Raw genomic sequence first — 16,356 nt, 5'->3', positions numbered from 1 at the left:
GTATGTCGAGGTTCTTGATTACATCATACCTGGCATACCACCACCCATACCGCCTGGCATCGCTGGAGCATCTTCTTTAATATCAATTAAAGCACACTCGGTAGTTAATATCATACCAGCAACAGAAGCAGCATTTTCTAAAGCAATGCGAGTTACCTTTTTAGGATCAATAATACCAGCTTTCAACATATCTACATAGGTTTCAGTCTTAGCATCGTAACCAAAAGCAGCTTTGCCTTCCATAACTTTAGCTACTACAACACTGCCTTCACCACCTGCATTAGCAACTATGGTACGAAGTGGTGCTTCAATAGCACGAGCTACAATTTGAATACCAGTTGTTTCGTCAAGGTTTTCTGTAGTTATTTTTTCTAAAACTGATTTTGCTCTTACTAAAGCAACACCACCACCAGCAACAATGCCTTCTTCAACGGCAGCTCTGGTAGCATGTAAAGCATCATCTACACGGTCTTTTTTCTCTTTCATTTCTACTTCACTAGCAGCACCTACATAAAGCACAGCAACACCACCAGCTAATTTCGCTAAACGCTCTTGTAATTTTTCTTTATCGTAATCGCTAGTAGTTGTTTCAATTTGAGATTTAATTTGGTTTACTCGTGCTTTAATATCTTCAGCGTTACCAGAACCATTCACAATGGTTGTGTTGTCTTTGTCAATGGTTACAGTTTCAGCAGTACCAAGCATACTTAAGTCAGCATTTTCTAAAGTAAAGCCTCTTTCTTCAGAAATAACGGTTCCTCCAGTTAAAGTAGCAATATCTTCAAGCATAGCTTTACGTCTGTCACCAAATCCTGGAGCTTTTACAGCAGCAATTTTTAATCCACCACGTAATTTGTTTACTACTAACGTAGCAAGTGCTTGTCCGTCAACATCTTCAGCAACAATTAATAATGGGCGACCAGATTGTGCTACTGGTTCAAGGATAGGAAGGATTTCTTGTAAGTTAGAAATCTTTTTGTCGAATAATAAAATATATGGATTATCTAAATCGACAATCATTTTATCGGCATCTGTTACAAAGTAAGGTGATAAATACCCTCTGTCAAACTGCATACCTTCAACAACGTCCACATAGGTTTCCATGCCTTTAGCTTCTTCAACAGTAATAACACCTTCTTTGCCAACTTTGCCGAAAGCAGTAGCAATCAACTCACCAATAGTATCATCATTGTTAGCAGAAATAGAAGCTACTTGTTTAATCATTTCAGATGAGTTACCAACTTTTTTAGCTTGTTTTTCTAAATCTTCAATAATAGCTTTAACAGCTTTGTCGATACCGCGTTTTAAGTCCATAGGATTTGCGCCGGCAGCAACGTTTTTCAAACCTTCTTTTACAATAGCTTGTGCTAAAACGGTAGCAGTTGTAGTACCATCACCAGCTAAATCATTGGTTTTAGAAGCCACTTCTTTAACCATTTGAGCCCCCATATTTTCAAGAGGATCTTGTAATTCAATTTCTTTTGCTACAGTAACACCATCTTTGGTTACTTGAGGCGCACCGAAACTTTTGCTAATAATGACATTACGTCCTTTTGGACCTAATGTTACTTTTACTGCATTGGCTAATGCATCTACACCGCGTTTTAAACCATCGCGAGCATCAATATCAAATCTTATATCTTTTGCCATATTTTTTAGTTTTTGTCATTCCTACGAATACAGGAATCTATTTAAATTATAGTTTGTTTTTTTGTGAATTCCACATCAAGTGCGGCAAGACAGCTCTTATTAAATAATTGCAAATATGTCGCTTTCGCGCATAATTAAATAGTCTTTGCCTTCTAATTTAAGTTCTGTACCAGCATATTTTCCATAAAGCACGGTGTCGCCAACTTTAACAGTAATAGGCTCATCTTTTGTGCCTTTTCCAGTAGCTACTACAGTTCCTTTTTGTGGTTTTTCTTTAGCGTTATCTGGAATGATAATTCCTGAAGCTGTTTTGGTTTCAGCGGCAGCAGGTTCTATAAGAACTCTATCTGCTAATGGTTTAATGTTTAATCCCATATGATTATACGTTTTAAATTATTTAAGTTATTATTTAATGTTGTTAAATAGTCTAAAAGTGTGCCAATAGCTATAAACTGACAAACTTGCAGAAATAAAAATGCCAACCCTTAAGTTGGCATTTTTATTTATTTTAAAGAAACCTATAACTAATTTGATGGAGTCGTTGTTGGTTCGCTATTTGTTGTGTTTGGTAAAGGCTGTTGAACTGGAGATGTTTGCTCCAAAGGTTGTGCTGTTGTATCGGTATCTAAAGCTTTAGAATCGACACTTTGAACGCCTCTGTTGATGGCCACATTGGATATTAAGATTAATACCAATAAAATGGTTGCTAATGTCCAGGTACTTTTGTCTAAAAAGTCTGTCGTTTTTTTTACACCTCCTAATTGTTGAGTACCGCCACCGCCAAAAGATGATGATAACCCGCCACCTTTAGGGTTCTGTACCATTATTACAACTATTAATAAAAATGCTACGATAACAATTAGGACTAAAAATATTGAAAATGTGCTCATTATTACTTATTATTTTGTTCTTGTAATTCTTCTACTGCTTTAATTTGGATTGCAAAGAAACTACTTTTTTCTGGATATTTCAAACTTAAAATTTTATAAGATTGAATTGCTTTTGAATAGTTTTTTTGTTCCACATAAATACGGGCCAAAGTCTCTGTCATTAACTCTTCTGGTTGGATATTCTGTAATTTTGCCAGATTGAGTTTAAGATTGGCAGGTGTTCTAGGATCTATTTTTGGGTTCTGTGAAATAAATTTATCAATTAGCTGAAACTTTTTAGCCTTTTCGAAATCTTCTTCAGTTTTTATTTCATTTGAAATTTCAGGTTCATTGCTTTCTGTTTGAGGCTTTTCAACTTTAATTTCAATATTTCTTTTTATTGGTTTAAAGCTGGCTAGCTTAAGCCACTCTGTAAACGAATGGGATTCGGTTTTATCAAACTCTAAAGGTTTTCCTAGTTTTAAAATATCGCTTGCAGAAATATCAGAAGGTTCAGCATCTTCTGTAGTATCTTCAATGGCTTGGGAAGTATCTAAAGTAAAAGGTATGGTTTTTTTAATACGTTGTTCTTTAGGCTCAAATAATGTGGGGTCCAATACACCCGTAGTGTCTATAATTTGTTGTTTTAATTTATCATCAATAGTAACACGTTTATTTATTGAAATATCTTCCATAGATACTTCTATTTTTTTTAGGTGTTCGTCATTTTGTTTGATGACTTGCGATATTTCGTTTTGGATAAACGCTTCGGAAGTTATAAAGTCAAATAAGATACTTCTATCTGTGGTGTAGGCTGCTGTTGTTTTAAGTTCTTGATTGTATTTAAAACTTTCTTGATTTTTTAAGCCTTTTAAATATAAGGCTCTTGCCGATTGAAAATAAGGATATGCTTCAATAAATGAATGTATGGCATCCGTTTGGTATCCAGTAATATTAGCTGGATTTGATAATAAATATGTTAGCTCTTGTTTGTTCAAAAATTACTTAAATTCAATGTTTTTAGCTACCATTTGGCTAAAGATGCATTAAATACATCTTGAGTAATACGTTCAAAAATTTCATCTATGGCCGTGGATTTTTGGCTACCTACTAATTGGTCACTCCCCGCATAGTCATAAAAAAAAGAAAATGGGGTTTCAAACTCGGCTTCGGCGTCATTTTTATCGTAAAAATGAACTTTTACGGTAATAGTTAATCTATTTTGGGCAGCCGTTTGTTGAGCGGTAGCCGTAGTGGGCGAAATTCTATATTCTGTTATTTCTCCTTCGTAAACAATATCACCATTGGAATTTACATTGGTTAAATTGGTTTGGTTTTCCAATAGATTAATAAGTGCATTTCTAAAATCTACTTCTAGTCCAGGCTCTACCAATAGCGAATTGTTTTCAAAACGATTGACTTGAAATGTTTTGGTTTTAGCAGATATAGAAGCTCCAGTAAAAGAATAGAACCCACAGCTTACAGTACTTGAAGCTATTATTAGTAGTAAAATATATTTGAATGGTTTCATATAAGTATGATGATGATTTGTCTTAATAAAACTTAAAATTACAAATCATATTGTTTAATCTTTCTATACAAGGTTCGTTCGCTAATACCAAGCTCTGCAGCTGCTAATTTACGCTTTCCGTCGTGACGTTCAAGCGATTTTTTTATTAATTCCAATTCTTTATCATGAAGCGATAAGGTTTCTTCTTCTTCAATTTCTTCAGCAAAATGATATTTGTCTGGTTTATTGGAAATCTCAGAAGTTATATTTGCCTGTTCTGGGATAGATAAAACCTCAGAATCATCTATGGCTTCTTCATAATCTTCTTCTTCATTATTGCCATAAATTTTTTGAATTAAACTTTCATTGTTTTTCTCAACATCTTTGGTGTTTCCATTTTTCATGAGTTCTAAAGTGAGTTTTTTTAAATCGTTTAAATCACTTTTCATGTCGAATAACACTTTGTACAAAATCTCTCTTTCACTACTGAAATCACTTTCTGATTTTGATGTTTTTATTACTGCGGGTAAATTGCTTCCAGCAGTTGGCAAATAACCTTTTAAGGTTTCCGCAGAAATTGTTCTGTTTTCTTCTAAAACGGAAACTTGTTCCGCTATATTTCTTAACTGACGAATATTTCCGCTCCAACGGTGTTTTAAAAGAATTTCAATAGCAGCATCTGTTAATTTAACAGTGGGCATTTTATATTTAATAGCAAAATCGCTAGCAAATTTTCGGAATAATAAATGAATATCTTCTTGGCGTTCTCGCAGAGGAGGTAAATGGATATCAACGGTGCTTAAGCGATAGTATAAGTCTTCTCTAAAAGAGCCTTTTTCAATAGATTGAAACATGTTGGCATTCGTGGCGGCCACAATGCGGACATTGGTTTTTTGCACTTTACTGGAACCTACCTTTAAAAACTCGCCATTTTCCAAAACACGTAATAAGCGTACCTGTGTGGTTAGTGGTAATTCACCAACTTCATCTAAAAAAATAGTACCGCCATCAGCAACTTCAAAATACCCTTCTCGGGTTTGGGTGGCTCCTGTAAAGGAACCTTTTTCGTGTCCAAAAAGCTCACTATCAATCGTGCCTTCTGGTATAGCTCCGCAGTTTACGGCAATATATTTATTATGTTTTCTGTGAGATAATTGATGGATGATTTTTGGAATACTTTCTTTTCCAACACCACTTTCTCCGGTTACCAAAACAGAAATATCTGTAGGTGCTACTTGTATGGCTTTTTCAATAGCACGGTTTAAGGTAGCACTGTTGCCAATAATACCAAAACGTTGTTTTATAGCTTGTACTGATTCCATTTTTAAATTAATTGTTTTCAGAATAACCAACTGCATCTCCAATTAAAGTCGCACTCGTGCAATCGGTTACTTTTACGTTTACAAAATCACCTACTTTATAATGCTCTTTAGGAAAAACAGCCACAATGTTTTGAGGTGTTCTTCCAGACCACTGGGTGTTGGATTTTTTTGATTCTTTTTCAACTAAAACTTCAACAATAGTATTTAAATGCTCTTTAGTTCTAATCTCACTATGTTCGCGTTGCAAGTCTACAATATCTTGTAAGCGTCTTTTTTTTACTTCTTCAGGGACATCATCTACCATTTTACGTTGTGCCATAGTTCCAGGGCGTTCAGAATAGGTAAACATATATCCAAAATTATATTTCACATAGTCCATTAAGGATACGGTGTCTTGAAAATCTGCTTCCGTTTCGGTTGGAAAACCAACAATCATATCTTGGCTTATGGCACAATTAGGAATGATTCGACGGATGTTGTCTATCAATGCCATATATTCTTCACGCGTATGCAAACGATTCATTTCTTTTAAAATGCGATTACTACCACTTTGTACAGGTAGATGGATGTGATTGCAAATGTTATGGTACTTAGCCATGGTTTCAACAACATCAAGCGTTAAATCTTGAGGGTTTGAAGTGGAAAAACGGATACGCATTTTAGGTTGTGTCTTAGCACAAAGCTCTAATAAATTTGAAAAAGTTACAGCCGTTGCTTTTTCAAAATCCGAAGCTTTTTCAAAATCCTTTTTTAACCCGCCACCATACCAAAGGTAACTGTCTACATTTTGCCCCAGCAAGGTAATTTCTTTAAAACCTCTGTTCCACAAATTGTTAATTTCTTCAATAATACTTTGCGGATCTCTACTGCGTTCCCGACCTCTAGTAAAAGGTACAACACAAAACGTACACATATTATCGCAGCCACGAGTTATGGAGACAAATGCGGTAACGCCGTTACTATTTAAACGTACCGGAGAAATATCGCCATAGGTTTCTTCTTTAGAAAGTATGACATTAATAGCGTCTCTACCTTCGTCGACTTCGGCTAACAAATTAGGTAAATCTTTATAAGCATCGGGGCCAACCACTAAATCGACTATTTTTTCTTCTTCAAGAAATTTTGTTTTAAGTCGTTCGGCCATGCAACCTAATACGCCTACTTTCATTTTTGGATTAATGTCTCGTTTTACAGCATTGTATTTTTCTAAACGTTTACGCACGGTTTGTTCTGCTTTATCTCTAATAGAACAAGTGTTTACTAAAACCAAATCGGCATCTTCAAGGTTTTGTGTGGTGTTAAAACCAGCGGTAGCTAAAATAGAAGCAACAATTTCACTATCACTAAAATTCATGGCACAGCCATAACTTTCAATAAAAAGCTTACGGTTGTTACCTTCTTGTGGCTCTAAAATAAGAGTGTCTCCTTGTTTGTTTTCGTCTATTATTTTTTCCATAATTTACTGAAAGGGTTCGCAGTCAATAAGTGTGCAAAGATACAACTTATTTAGGTTTTATGACAAACTGTCATATTTTAAAATGAGATAATTTTTTGTTAAATATTTTAAGAAAAGCATTTACTTTGGGGTTGATTATAATTAAATACAAAATGAATACACTAGATAATTTATTATACAAAATAAATAACGCTAAGGAATTAGACTATGGAAATATTATTAGTGACTCGATTGAATTGTTTAAAAAAGTTTGGTTAAAAGGTTTGGTTGTGGTGCTATTTGTTTTAATTTCAGTGATTTGTATAAGCTTTTTGTTTAGTTTAATTGGTTTAGCTCCTGTTTTAAATCAAGATATTTTTAATGAAGGTTTTGATTTTAAAGCTGTAGCTAGGTTTTATTCTTCAAGTGCCATTTATGGAATTCCTCAAAACATGCTTGTAGCTACATTAAATCTGGCATTTGTTGCAGCATTTTATAGAATTTGTAAGCAAATTGTTTTAGGTGAGAATGAACCTGAAGATTATTTTTATTTTTTTAAGAAAGAGTATTTTACTAAAGTATTTATGCTAGGAATTATTTATACTGGTATAGCGACTGTTGCTCAATTTTTATGTTTTATTCCTTATATATATGTATTTGTGCCATTATCATATTTTGCTGTTATATTGGCTAATAATCCGAATTTAAGTGAGATGGAAATCGTGAAAGCTAGTTTTGCTTTAGGGAACAAGAAATGGCTAATAACTTTCGGGACTATGTTTGTTGCCGGATTAATAGCCATGTTAGGGGTGTTGGGGTGTCTTATTGGAATTGTTTTTACCATGTCCATTATTTACTTGCCTTCATTTTTAATTTATAAAGATGCTATTGGGTTTGACGCAACAAATGCTATTGATGAAATTGGTACTCATAACGATTTTTAACTAACCTTTTTTTAATACAATATGAATAAATGTGATGTTTTATTAACCAAAATCGATAACGCTAAAGATTTGGATTTTGGAACTATTTTTAGTCAAAGTATAGAATTATTTAAAAAGACTTGGGTTCAAGGGCTGGTGATGCTATTGTTAACATTTGGCTTGATGATTCCTTTTTACGTGCTTATGTACTTGCCTTTAATAGGCATGGGCTTAACAAGTCCTGAATCTTTTGAATCAGGAGGAGATTTTAATGTCGCTTTAATGATTCCATTTTATCTAATGATTTTAGTATTTGTTTTTTTTGCTATGATTATTGGTTTTGGATTGAAATCTGCATTTTTTAGAATCTGTAGGATTAAAGATTTTAATGAGGCAACCTCTGATGATTATTTTTATTTCTTTAAAAAACCATATTTAGGAAAAACAATAAAACTTGCTGCCATTACTTTTGGGATAGGCATGTTAGCTACTATGCTCTGTGTTTTTCCAATAATTTATGCCATGGTTCCTTTAGCGCTTATTAACGTTATTTATGCATTTAATCCAGAGATGACTGCTTCAGATATTGTTAAAGTTGGATTTAAGTTAGGGAATAAAAAATGGCTTATAACTTTTGGTTTAATGTTCGTTGCGGGGTTATTGGCACAAATGGTTGGGATGATTATGTGTTTTGTTGGGGTTTTTATAACAGCGTCTTTTGCTTATCTACCATTTTATTTTATCTATAAAGAATCTATAGGTTTCAATGAAGCACATATTATTGATGAAATAGGAACCATTCAAGAGTAAAATTTTAATTGATATTTCAAAAAAAAGCCTGTATTTTAAGTATTAAATAGAGGCTTTTTCCATTTGAAAATAATAGAGTTACTTTATAAAATTAGGAAGTTAAAGTTTTTTTCATATACATTTGTAGCTTCAAAAACCTAAGTATGGCGAAGAATTTAGTAATAGTTGAGTCACCAGCGAAAGCGAAAACAATAGAAAAATTTTTAGGAAAAGATTTTAAAGTGGAGTCTAGTTTCGGGCATATTTCCGATCTTCCTTCCAGTGAATTAGGCGTGGATGTAGAAGGAGATTTTAAACCAAAATACGAAGTTTCCAAAGATAAAAAAGCCGTTGTAAAAAAACTGAAGGATTTAGCTAAAAATGCCGATATGGTTTGGTTAGCAAGTGATGAAGATAGGGAAGGGGAAGCTATTGCTTGGCATTTGGCTGAGACTTTAAAATTAGATAAAGACAAGACAAAACGTATTGTTTTTCATGAGATTACCAAATCTGCCATACAAAAAGCCATTGAAAACCCTAGAGGTATTGATTATGATTTAGTAGATGCACAACAAGCACGTCGTGTGTTGGATAGAATTGTAGGTTACGAATTATCTCCAGTATTATGGAGAAAAGTAAAAGGAGGTTTATCTGCAGGTCGTGTACAATCGGTTTCCGTTCGATTAATTGTAGAACGCGAGCGTGAAATTCAAAACTTTAAAGCTGAAGCATCTTATAGAATTGATGCTGAATTTTCAAATGAAGAAGGTAAGACGTTTAAAGCGAAATTGCCAAAAACATTTGAAACCAAAGAAGAAGCTTATAAGTTTTTGGAATCTAATAAATCTGCATCATTTAAAGTTGCCGAACTAGAGAAAAAGCCGGCTAAAAAATCGCCAGCAGCACCGTTCACAACGTCTACGTTACAACAAGAAGCGTCCCGTAAATTGTATTTTTCAGTAAGTAAAACTATGACCATGGCACAACGCCTTTACGAAGCGGGTTTAATAACTTATATGAGAACAGATAGTGTAAATCTATCTGATGAAGCCAGAAATGGAGCTAAAGCCGAAATTGAAAGTGCCTACGGTGTAAAATTTAGCAAGCCTAGAAATTACACAGGAAAAACCAAAGGAGCCCAAGAAGCGCATGAGGCTATTCGTCCAACAGATTTTGCTACACATTCTGTAGATATAGATAGAGATCAAGCTAGGTTATATGATTTAATTTGGAAACGAGCCATTGCTTCTCAAATGAGTGAAGCCGAATTGGAAAGAACCAATGTAAAGATTAGTGCTTCAACACATAAAGAAAGCTTTATCGCAAATGGTGAAGTCATAACTTTTGAAGGGTTTTTGAAAGTCTATCTAGAAGGTACTGATGATGAAGATACTGAGCAAGAAGGTATGTTGCCAGCTATGAAAACCGGAGAAAAGCTTCTAAATAATTATATTACCGCCACAGAGCGTTACACACGAGCCCCCTATAGATATACAGAAGCGTCGTTGGTTAAGCAATTGGAAGAGTTAGGCATTGGTCGTCCGTCAACATATGCGCCAACCATTTCTACTATTCAAAATAGAAATTATGTGGAAAAAGGTTCGGTTGAAGGTGCCGAACGCAACTATGTTCAGCTTACGCTTAAAAATGAAAGTTTAAAAGAAAAGCAGCTTACAGAAAAAGTAGGTTCAGATAAGGGCAAATTGGTGCCTACAGATATTGGGATGATTGTTACTGACTTTTTAGTGAATCATTTTGAGCAGATTTTAGATTATAATTTCACGGCTAAAGTTGAAGAGGATTTTGATAATATCGCAGAAGGTAAAGAAGATTGGACGAAGATGATGAAAGATTTTTATAAAGATTTTCATCCTAATGTAGAAGATGTTCAGGAAAATGCGGAAAGAGAATCTGGAGAGCGTATTTTAGGAACCGATCCAAAAACAGGTAAGCAAGTAAGTGTACGCTTGGGTAAATTTGGGCCTATGGTGCAAATTGGAACAGCAGATGATGAAGAAAAACCGCAATTTGCTAGTTTAAGTCCAGACCAACAATTAAATACCATTACTTACGAAGAAGCTATGGATTTGTTTCAGCTTCCAAAGAATTTAGGGATGTATAAAGGAGAAGAGATTGAAGTAAATAATGGGCGTTTTGGACCTTATGTTAAATTTGGAGACAAGTTTGTGTCGCTTCCTGCTGGTGTAGATGCTTTAAGTGTAGAGTTGGAGGATGCTATTGTTTTAATAAAAGAAAAGGAAGCAGCCGATGCACCTATTTATACCTACAAAAAATTACCTGTTCAAAAAGGTAAAGGGCGTTTTGGGCCATTTATTAAATGGAACAATATGTTTATTAATGTGAATAAAAAATATGATTGGGATAATCTGTCTGATTCAGATATTGAAGAGTTAATTGAAGATAAAATTCAAAAGGAAATAGATAAAGTTGTTCACGATTGGAAAGAAGAGGGTATCAAAGTTGAAAAGGCGAGATGGGGAAGACATACTATTATAAAAGGGAAAACTAAAATTGAATTGCCTAAAACGGTTGATGCTGTGAAATTAACTTTGGAAGAAGTTAAAGATATTATTGAAAAAAATGCTCCCAAAAAGAAAACCACTTCCAAAAAAAAGACAGTTAAAAAGAAGTAAACCCTTTGTAAAATATTGAAGAGCAAATTTTTTGAGTATTTAAGTACGAAATAATTGTGTTTTATCCGATTTTTTTACAATAATGGTAGATGATAAATCATTTATTCTTTTGATATTTGTGTGAATTACAAAAATCTAGAAAGTAAATAATCTAAAACTATTCATGAATTTTAATTTTCTTGCTCCAGTACCAGATTTAGTTTTAGCTCACAATCAGTTACTATCACCGCAAGCTCTAGGCAGAAAACTAAGAATTCATTCTGCACAAAAAGGAATTCCAGATTTAGATGGCGTTAATATTGTTGTTATTGGCGTTTTGGAAAATAGAAACGACATTAATTATTTAGGTGAAGAGTTTAAATTAAATGAAATTCGTAAATCCCTATATGCCCTGTACCCAGGAAGTTGGACGACTACTATTGCAGATTTAGGAGATATTAACAAGGGGGAAAGTGTTGAGGATACCTATTTCGCATTAAAAACAATCATTTCAATTTTAATTAAAAAAAAGATTATACCTATTATAGTAGGTGGTTCTCAAGATCTTACATATGCTAATTATAGAGCTTATGATGATATTACACCTATGGTTAATATTGTCAATGTAGATTGTAGCTTTAATTTAGGCGACTCTACAAAGCCCATAAAAAACAACAGTTTTGTTGGTAAAATTATTTTAGATGAACCCTATAACCTGTTTAATTACGCTAATATAGGCTATCAAACCTATTTCAATTCGCAGGAAGAAATAGATTTAATGGATAAACTTTATTTTGAATCTTATAGATTAGGTCAAGTTTCAAAAGATATAACTATAGTAGAACCCGTTATGCGGGATGCCAATATGGTTAGCATTGATTTAAGTTGTGTAAAGGGAGCCGAAGTAAGCTTAAGCCAAAAGTATTCACCTAATGGTTTAGATGGCAAGGAAATTTGTGCCATTTCTCGTTATGCTGGTATAAGTAATAAAGTGAGTTCTATAGGGATATATGAATATAAGCCATCGAAAGATGATGAAATTACATCTATGCTAATCTCACAAATAATATGGTATTTTATAGAAGGGGTGAATTTTAGAGTAAAAGATGATATTTTTTTAGACGAAAATAGCTATCAAAAATTTATAACCTTGATTGATTCTGAAGAGCTTATATTTTATAAGAGCAATAAAACAGGTAGATGGTGGATTGAGATCCCTTTTTTATCAGAAGTTAATAATAAATTAAAGAGGCACACGTTATTACCTTGCATGCATCAAGATTATCTTGACGCTTGCAATAATAAGGTGCCAAATCGCTGGTATAAGGCCTTACGAAGAAATAGTGTGTAGTGGAATATGTACTTAATCGATAATTTAATCGGTGAAAAGACATTTTTTCACGATGAAACGTAAATTTTTTAGATAAAAAGTTGTTTTTTAAAAAATATATAAATATGTTTACGCTCTCAAATTGAAGCTTAAATAATTAACCTCGAGTTTTCTTATGGATATGAAGAAGTTTATAGTATTAACCACGGTATTGACATTACTTACTAGTTGTGGCTCTAAAGATAAAGGAGAACTGGTAGGCGTGCAAGGGAAAAAATGGCATCCTGAAAAGCCTTTTGGTATGGAATTAATACCGGGAGGTGCTTTTATAATGGGAAAAGCAGACGATGATCTTGCAAGTGTAAATGATGCGCCTGCAAAAACAGTAACTGTTAGAGCCTTTTATATGGATGCTACAGAAATAACAAACAGTGAATATCGTCAGTTTGTTAACTGGGTCAGAGATTCTATCATTAGATTAAAACTTGCAGTGCTTGCAGATGAGGTAGGCAAAGTTCCTGAAGATGGTGGTATTGGTGAGTTTGCTTTTAAAGATGTAGATACCGCCAATATGTCTGTATATGAAAAATACATGTTTGAAAACTATACTGGATTAGGACCAACTGGTTATGAAGGTAGAAAAATAAATCGTGATATCGATTTAATTTTTGATACCGCAGAATATCCAGATGAGTATTACACCGAGGTTATGGATACCATGTATTTAAAACTCGAAGAGTCTTACAACGGACAACGCACATGGGATGTTAAAAAATTCAAGTTTCAATATAACTACATGGATATTAAAGAAGCCGCTAGGAATAGAGGTGTAAAACGTTCAGATGTTATTAAAAAAGAAGAAATTGAAATATATCCAGATACAACTGTATGGATAAGAGATTTTGCTTACTCATATAATGAACCCATGCACAATGATTATTTCTGGCATGAAGCTTATAGCGATTATCCTGTAGTTGGTGTTACTTGGCAACAAGCCAAAGCTTTTTGTGAGTGGCGAACTATAAATAAAAATGCTTATCAAAAATCCAGAAAAGGAGCAGCAATGGTTAATAACTTTAGATTACCATCTGAAGCAGAATGGGAGTATGCCGCTAGAGGAGGACTACAAGCTGCAACCTATCCATGGGGAGGGCCTTATACAAAAAGTGATAGAGGTTGTTTTATGGCGAACTTTAAACCTGTTAGAGGTGATTATGCTGCAGATGATGCATTATATACTGTAGAAGCTAAATCTTACGAGCCAAACGATTATAATTTATATAATATGGCAGGGAATGTTTCTGAATGGGTAAATGCATCATACGATCCTAACTCTTATGAATATTTTTCAACCATTAACCCAAGTGTTAATGACGAACAGAATAATCGCAAAGTTGTTAGAGGAGGTTCTTGGAAAGATGTTGCTTACTATTTAGAAGTAAGTACAAGAGATTATGAATATGGAGATTCAGCAAGAAGTTATATAGGATTTAGAACCGTTCAAGATTACATGGGGACTCAAGTAACAAAAAACGGAAAAAAATAATTATTAATCAAATCAGTAAATAAAATCTATTAATTAACCTACTTAAGTACATGTACTTAAATTAAAAATCGAAAATTATGGCAAATTCAAAAGCAAGTAAAAAGTTCATGAACATGGCTTACGGACTAGGAGCAGCAATTGTTATTATAGGAGCCCTATTTAAAATTACTCATATTGAGTTTGGACCTATAACAGGTAACCTTATGTTAACTTTAGGTCTAGTAACTGAGGCCATTATATTCGCGCTTTCAGCATTCGAACCCGTCGATAATGATCTAGATTGGTCGTTAGTATATCCAGAATTAGCAGGTGGAGAATCAACTAAAAAAGAAAAAAATGAAAATCCACAAGGATTATTGTCTAAAAAATTGGATGATTTGTTAAGAGATGCTAAAATTGATGGTGAATTAATGGCTAGCCTTGGTGATAGTATTAAAAACTTTGAAGGCGTTGCAAAAAGTATGGCACCAACTGTGGATTCTATAGCTGCAACAAAAAAATATGGTGAGGAATTATCTTTAGCTGCGGCACAAATGGAATCATTGAATAGTTTATATAAAGCTCAATTGGAAAGTGCAAGTCGTCAATCTTCAATAAACGAGGAATCTGTTGAAAATGCAGCTAAATTAAAAGAGCAAATGCAATCTTTAGCTTCAAACTTATCATCATTGAATGGTGTATATGGAGGTATGTTATCTGCCATGAACAAAAAGTAATTAGGGGTGTTTTGCCCAAATCAAGTAATTAACCCAAAACCCTAATTAACATGGCAGGAGGAAATTTATCACCCAGACAGAAAATGATTAATCTGATGTATTTAATATTTATAGCGATGCTAGCTTTAAATATGTCTAAAGAAGTGCTTTCAGCCTTCGGATTAATGAACCAAAAATTAACCGAAACAAACCAAGCTACAGAGCAAAGAAATGCTTCTTTCATAGCTGGTTTAGAAACAAAAGCATCTGAACAACCTGAGAAATATCAAAAGTTGAAAGCAGATGCGGCGCAAATTCACGTTTTAGCTGATGATTTAGATAGCTATATCGAGAATCTGAAAAGTAAAATGGTTGCTACCGTTGATGATCCAACAGATTATGAGGTTATGGATAAAGGCGATTATTTAGATAGTCAATTCTTTAAAGGAGACAAGATAGATGAAGAAGGTCAAAAGTTTTTAGACGAAATAGCTAAATTTAGATCTGGTGTAACAGATATTCTATCACCTATTTCTGGAATGGAACCCATTGTAAAAGAAGTTAAAACGAAATTTACCACAGACGAAGTGAAAAATAGAGATGGTGTCAAAATGAAATGGCTAGATTACCATTATAAAGGATTCCCTTTAGTAGCATCATTAACTAAATTGACAGCATTGCAGAATGATGTTAAAACAACAGAATCTGAAGTCTTATCTAGAATGTTACAAGGAACACTATCTAGTGAAGTATCTATGAATAAGTATACAACTTTATTGGAAACATCTAAATCAGCTTATTTTAATGGTGAGCAATTCGATGGACAAATCGTATTAGGTCGTAAAGATGCAACAACAAAACCGAATAGGGTTGAGTTGACCTTAGATGGTAGGAAACTCACTGAAGACCAATATGCTATAGAAGATGGAAAAGTAAAGCTTAAAATTAGCACCGGTGGTGTTGGCGAGCATAAGATTGAAGGTAATCTAATTTTCTTAGAAGATGGTAAAGAAACACTAGTTCCTGTATCTCAATCTTTTGCAACTGTTGCAAAACCAAATGCGGCCACTATTTCTGCCGATAAAATGAATGTAGTTTACCGTGGTGTTAAAAATCCAATGACTATTTCATTTGCTGGTATTGCCGATAATAATGTTAATGCTTCAGCCCAAGGTTTAAGCCGGGTAAGTGGTAGCAAATATGTTATGGATGCTACAAAAATACAAGGTAGAGAAGTTACTATTAATGTAACAGGTAAAATAGATGGTCAATCGGTTAGTGACAGAGCAACATTTAGAATTAAAGATTTACCAAAACCAACAGGTACTGTAAGAGGTGAAGATGGTTCTGTAAAAATGCAACGTGACGCCCTTTCAATTTCGACAATTGGAGCTAAATTTGATGATTTCGATTTTGAATTACCATTAAATGTTACTGGATTTAAATTTAAAGTGCCTGGTCAACCAACAATTGATGTGAACGGAAATAAACTTGACAGTAGAGCTAAAGCAGCTTTATTAAAAGCAAAACGTGGAGAAGATGTTCAAATATTTGATATTGAAGCTAAAGCTAGTGGTGTTAGTGTGATACTTAAAAAAGTGTCTCCAGTCATGATTGAGCTTACAAACTAATATTAATATAATATTGCACGTCT

The 16,356-nt window shown here is 33.8% G+C and carries 14 protein-coding genes; 7 read left to right on the top strand and 7 right to left on the bottom strand.

Translation table 11 applies throughout. The annotated features are described in order from the left end of the window. Positions 1-18: 18 nt before the first annotated feature. The 7 genes from groL to miaB form a co-directional block, all read right to left on the bottom strand. Positions 19-1,650, bottom strand: a complete 1,632-nt coding sequence (groL, locus tag DKT72_RS13185; protein WP_111309217.1) for a chaperonin GroEL — start codon at positions 1,648-1,650, stop codon at positions 19-21. Between the two features lie 99 nt (positions 1,651-1,749). Then, positions 1,750-2,025 carry a co-chaperone GroES gene (locus DKT72_RS13180; protein WP_111309216.1) on the bottom strand — a complete coding sequence of 92 codons (276 nt, stop codon included), beginning with the start codon at positions 2,023-2,025 and terminating at the stop codon, positions 1,750-1,752. Positions 2,026-2,174: 149 nt separating this feature from the next. Continuing rightward, positions 2,175-2,540 carry a preprotein translocase subunit SecG gene (gene secG / locus DKT72_RS13175; protein WP_111309215.1) on the bottom strand — a complete coding sequence of 122 codons (366 nt, stop codon included), beginning with the start codon at positions 2,538-2,540 and terminating at the stop codon, positions 2,175-2,177. 2 nt (positions 2,541-2,542) lie between these two features. Beyond that, positions 2,543-3,517 carry a DUF8458 domain-containing protein gene (locus tag DKT72_RS13170; protein WP_111309214.1) on the bottom strand — a complete coding sequence of 325 codons (975 nt, stop codon included), beginning with the start codon at positions 3,515-3,517 and terminating at the stop codon, positions 2,543-2,545. Between the two features lie 26 nt (positions 3,518-3,543). Beyond that, positions 3,544-4,050, bottom strand: a complete 507-nt coding sequence (locus DKT72_RS13165) for an LptE family protein (protein ID WP_111309213.1) — start codon at positions 4,048-4,050, stop codon at positions 3,544-3,546. Positions 4,051-4,088: 38 nt separating this feature from the next. Beyond that, entirely contained in the window at positions 4,089-5,351 is a 1,263-nt protein-coding gene (locus tag DKT72_RS13160) for a sigma-54 interaction domain-containing protein (RefSeq protein ID WP_111309299.1), read from the bottom strand. A 7-nt stretch (positions 5,352-5,358) separates the two neighbouring features. Next, a complete protein-coding gene (miaB, locus tag DKT72_RS13155) occupies positions 5,359-6,807 on the bottom strand; it encodes a tRNA (N6-isopentenyl adenosine(37)-C2)-methylthiotransferase MiaB (protein ID WP_111309212.1) in 1,449 nt (482 codons plus the stop codon). A gap of 152 nt (positions 6,808-6,959) precedes the next feature. Between miaB and DKT72_RS13150 the strand changes: the two genes are divergently transcribed. The 7 genes from DKT72_RS13150 to porM all read left to right on the top strand — a co-directional run bounded on the left by DKT72_RS13150 (position 6,960) and on the right by porM (position 16,333). After that, positions 6,960-7,730, top strand: a complete 771-nt coding sequence (locus tag DKT72_RS13150; RefSeq protein ID WP_111309211.1) for a hypothetical protein — start codon at positions 6,960-6,962, stop codon at positions 7,728-7,730. Between the two features lie 21 nt (positions 7,731-7,751). After that, on the top strand, positions 7,752-8,519 hold the full coding sequence (locus tag DKT72_RS13145; RefSeq protein WP_111309210.1) for a hypothetical protein: 768 nt from the start codon (positions 7,752-7,754) through the stop codon (positions 8,517-8,519). A 143-nt stretch (positions 8,520-8,662) separates the two neighbouring features. Beyond that, positions 8,663-11,152 carry a type I DNA topoisomerase gene (gene topA / locus DKT72_RS13140; RefSeq protein WP_111309209.1) on the top strand — a complete coding sequence of 830 codons (2,490 nt, stop codon included), beginning with the start codon at positions 8,663-8,665 and terminating at the stop codon, positions 11,150-11,152. Between the two features lie 163 nt (positions 11,153-11,315). Next, the gene (locus DKT72_RS13135) at positions 11,316-12,482 is read left to right on the top strand and encodes a formimidoylglutamase (protein WP_111309208.1); all 1,167 of its coding nucleotides are present in this window, start codon (positions 11,316-11,318) and stop codon (positions 12,480-12,482) included. A 160-nt stretch (positions 12,483-12,642) separates the two neighbouring features. Next, on the top strand, positions 12,643-14,007 hold the full coding sequence (gene porK / locus DKT72_RS13130) for a T9SS ring complex lipoprotein PorK/GldK (protein ID WP_220628127.1): 1,365 nt from the start codon (positions 12,643-12,645) through the stop codon (positions 14,005-14,007). 77 nt (positions 14,008-14,084) lie between these two features. Further along, the gene (porL, locus tag DKT72_RS13125; protein ID WP_111309206.1) at positions 14,085-14,723 is read left to right on the top strand and encodes a type IX secretion system motor protein PorL/GldL; all 639 of its coding nucleotides are present in this window, start codon (positions 14,085-14,087) and stop codon (positions 14,721-14,723) included. A 50-nt stretch (positions 14,724-14,773) separates the two neighbouring features. Next, positions 14,774-16,333, top strand: a complete 1,560-nt coding sequence (gene porM, locus DKT72_RS13120; RefSeq protein ID WP_111309205.1) for a type IX secretion system motor protein PorM/GldM — start codon at positions 14,774-14,776, stop codon at positions 16,331-16,333. Positions 16,334-16,356: the final 23 nt, after the last annotated feature.

It is taken from the genome of Confluentibacter sediminis (assembly GCF_003258355.1).
Classification (GTDB): domain Bacteria; phylum Bacteroidota; class Bacteroidia; order Flavobacteriales; family Flavobacteriaceae; genus Confluentibacter; species Confluentibacter sediminis.
This window is presented reverse-complemented; position numbering and strand designations above follow the sequence as displayed.

Bases quoted from the DNA above. Each gene is read 5' to 3' on its own strand.
- porK (WP_220628127.1), top strand. From the start codon at position 12,643: ATGAAGAAGTTTATAGTATTAACCACGGTATTGACATTACTTACTAGT.
- porL (WP_111309206.1), top strand. From the start codon at position 14,085: ATGGCAAATTCAAAAGCAAGTAAAAAGTTCATGAACATGGCTTACGGA.
- groL (WP_111309217.1), bottom strand. From the start codon at position 1,650: ATGGCAAAAGATATAAGATTTGATATTGATGCTCGCGATGGTTTAAAA.
- topA (WP_111309209.1), top strand. From the start codon at position 8,663: ATGGCGAAGAATTTAGTAATAGTTGAGTCACCAGCGAAAGCGAAAACA.
- secG (WP_111309215.1), bottom strand. From the start codon at position 2,540: ATGAGCACATTTTCAATATTTTTAGTCCTAATTGTTATCGTAGCATTT.
- DKT72_RS13160 (WP_111309299.1), bottom strand. From the start codon at position 5,351: ATGGAATCAGTACAAGCTATAAAACAACGTTTTGGTATTATTGGCAAC.
- DKT72_RS13165 (WP_111309213.1), bottom strand. From the start codon at position 4,050: ATGAAACCATTCAAATATATTTTACTACTAATAATAGCTTCAAGTACT.
- DKT72_RS13180 (WP_111309216.1), bottom strand. From the start codon at position 2,025: ATGGGATTAAACATTAAACCATTAGCAGATAGAGTTCTTATAGAACCT.
- miaB (WP_111309212.1), bottom strand. From the start codon at position 6,807: ATGGAAAAAATAATAGACGAAAACAAACAAGGAGACACTCTTATTTTA.
- porM (WP_111309205.1), top strand. From the start codon at position 14,774: ATGGCAGGAGGAAATTTATCACCCAGACAGAAAATGATTAATCTGATG.
- DKT72_RS13145 (WP_111309210.1), top strand. From the start codon at position 7,752: ATGAATAAATGTGATGTTTTATTAACCAAAATCGATAACGCTAAAGAT.
- DKT72_RS13135 (WP_111309208.1), top strand. From the start codon at position 11,316: ATGAATTTTAATTTTCTTGCTCCAGTACCAGATTTAGTTTTAGCTCAC.
- DKT72_RS13150 (WP_111309211.1), top strand. From the start codon at position 6,960: ATGAATACACTAGATAATTTATTATACAAAATAAATAACGCTAAGGAA.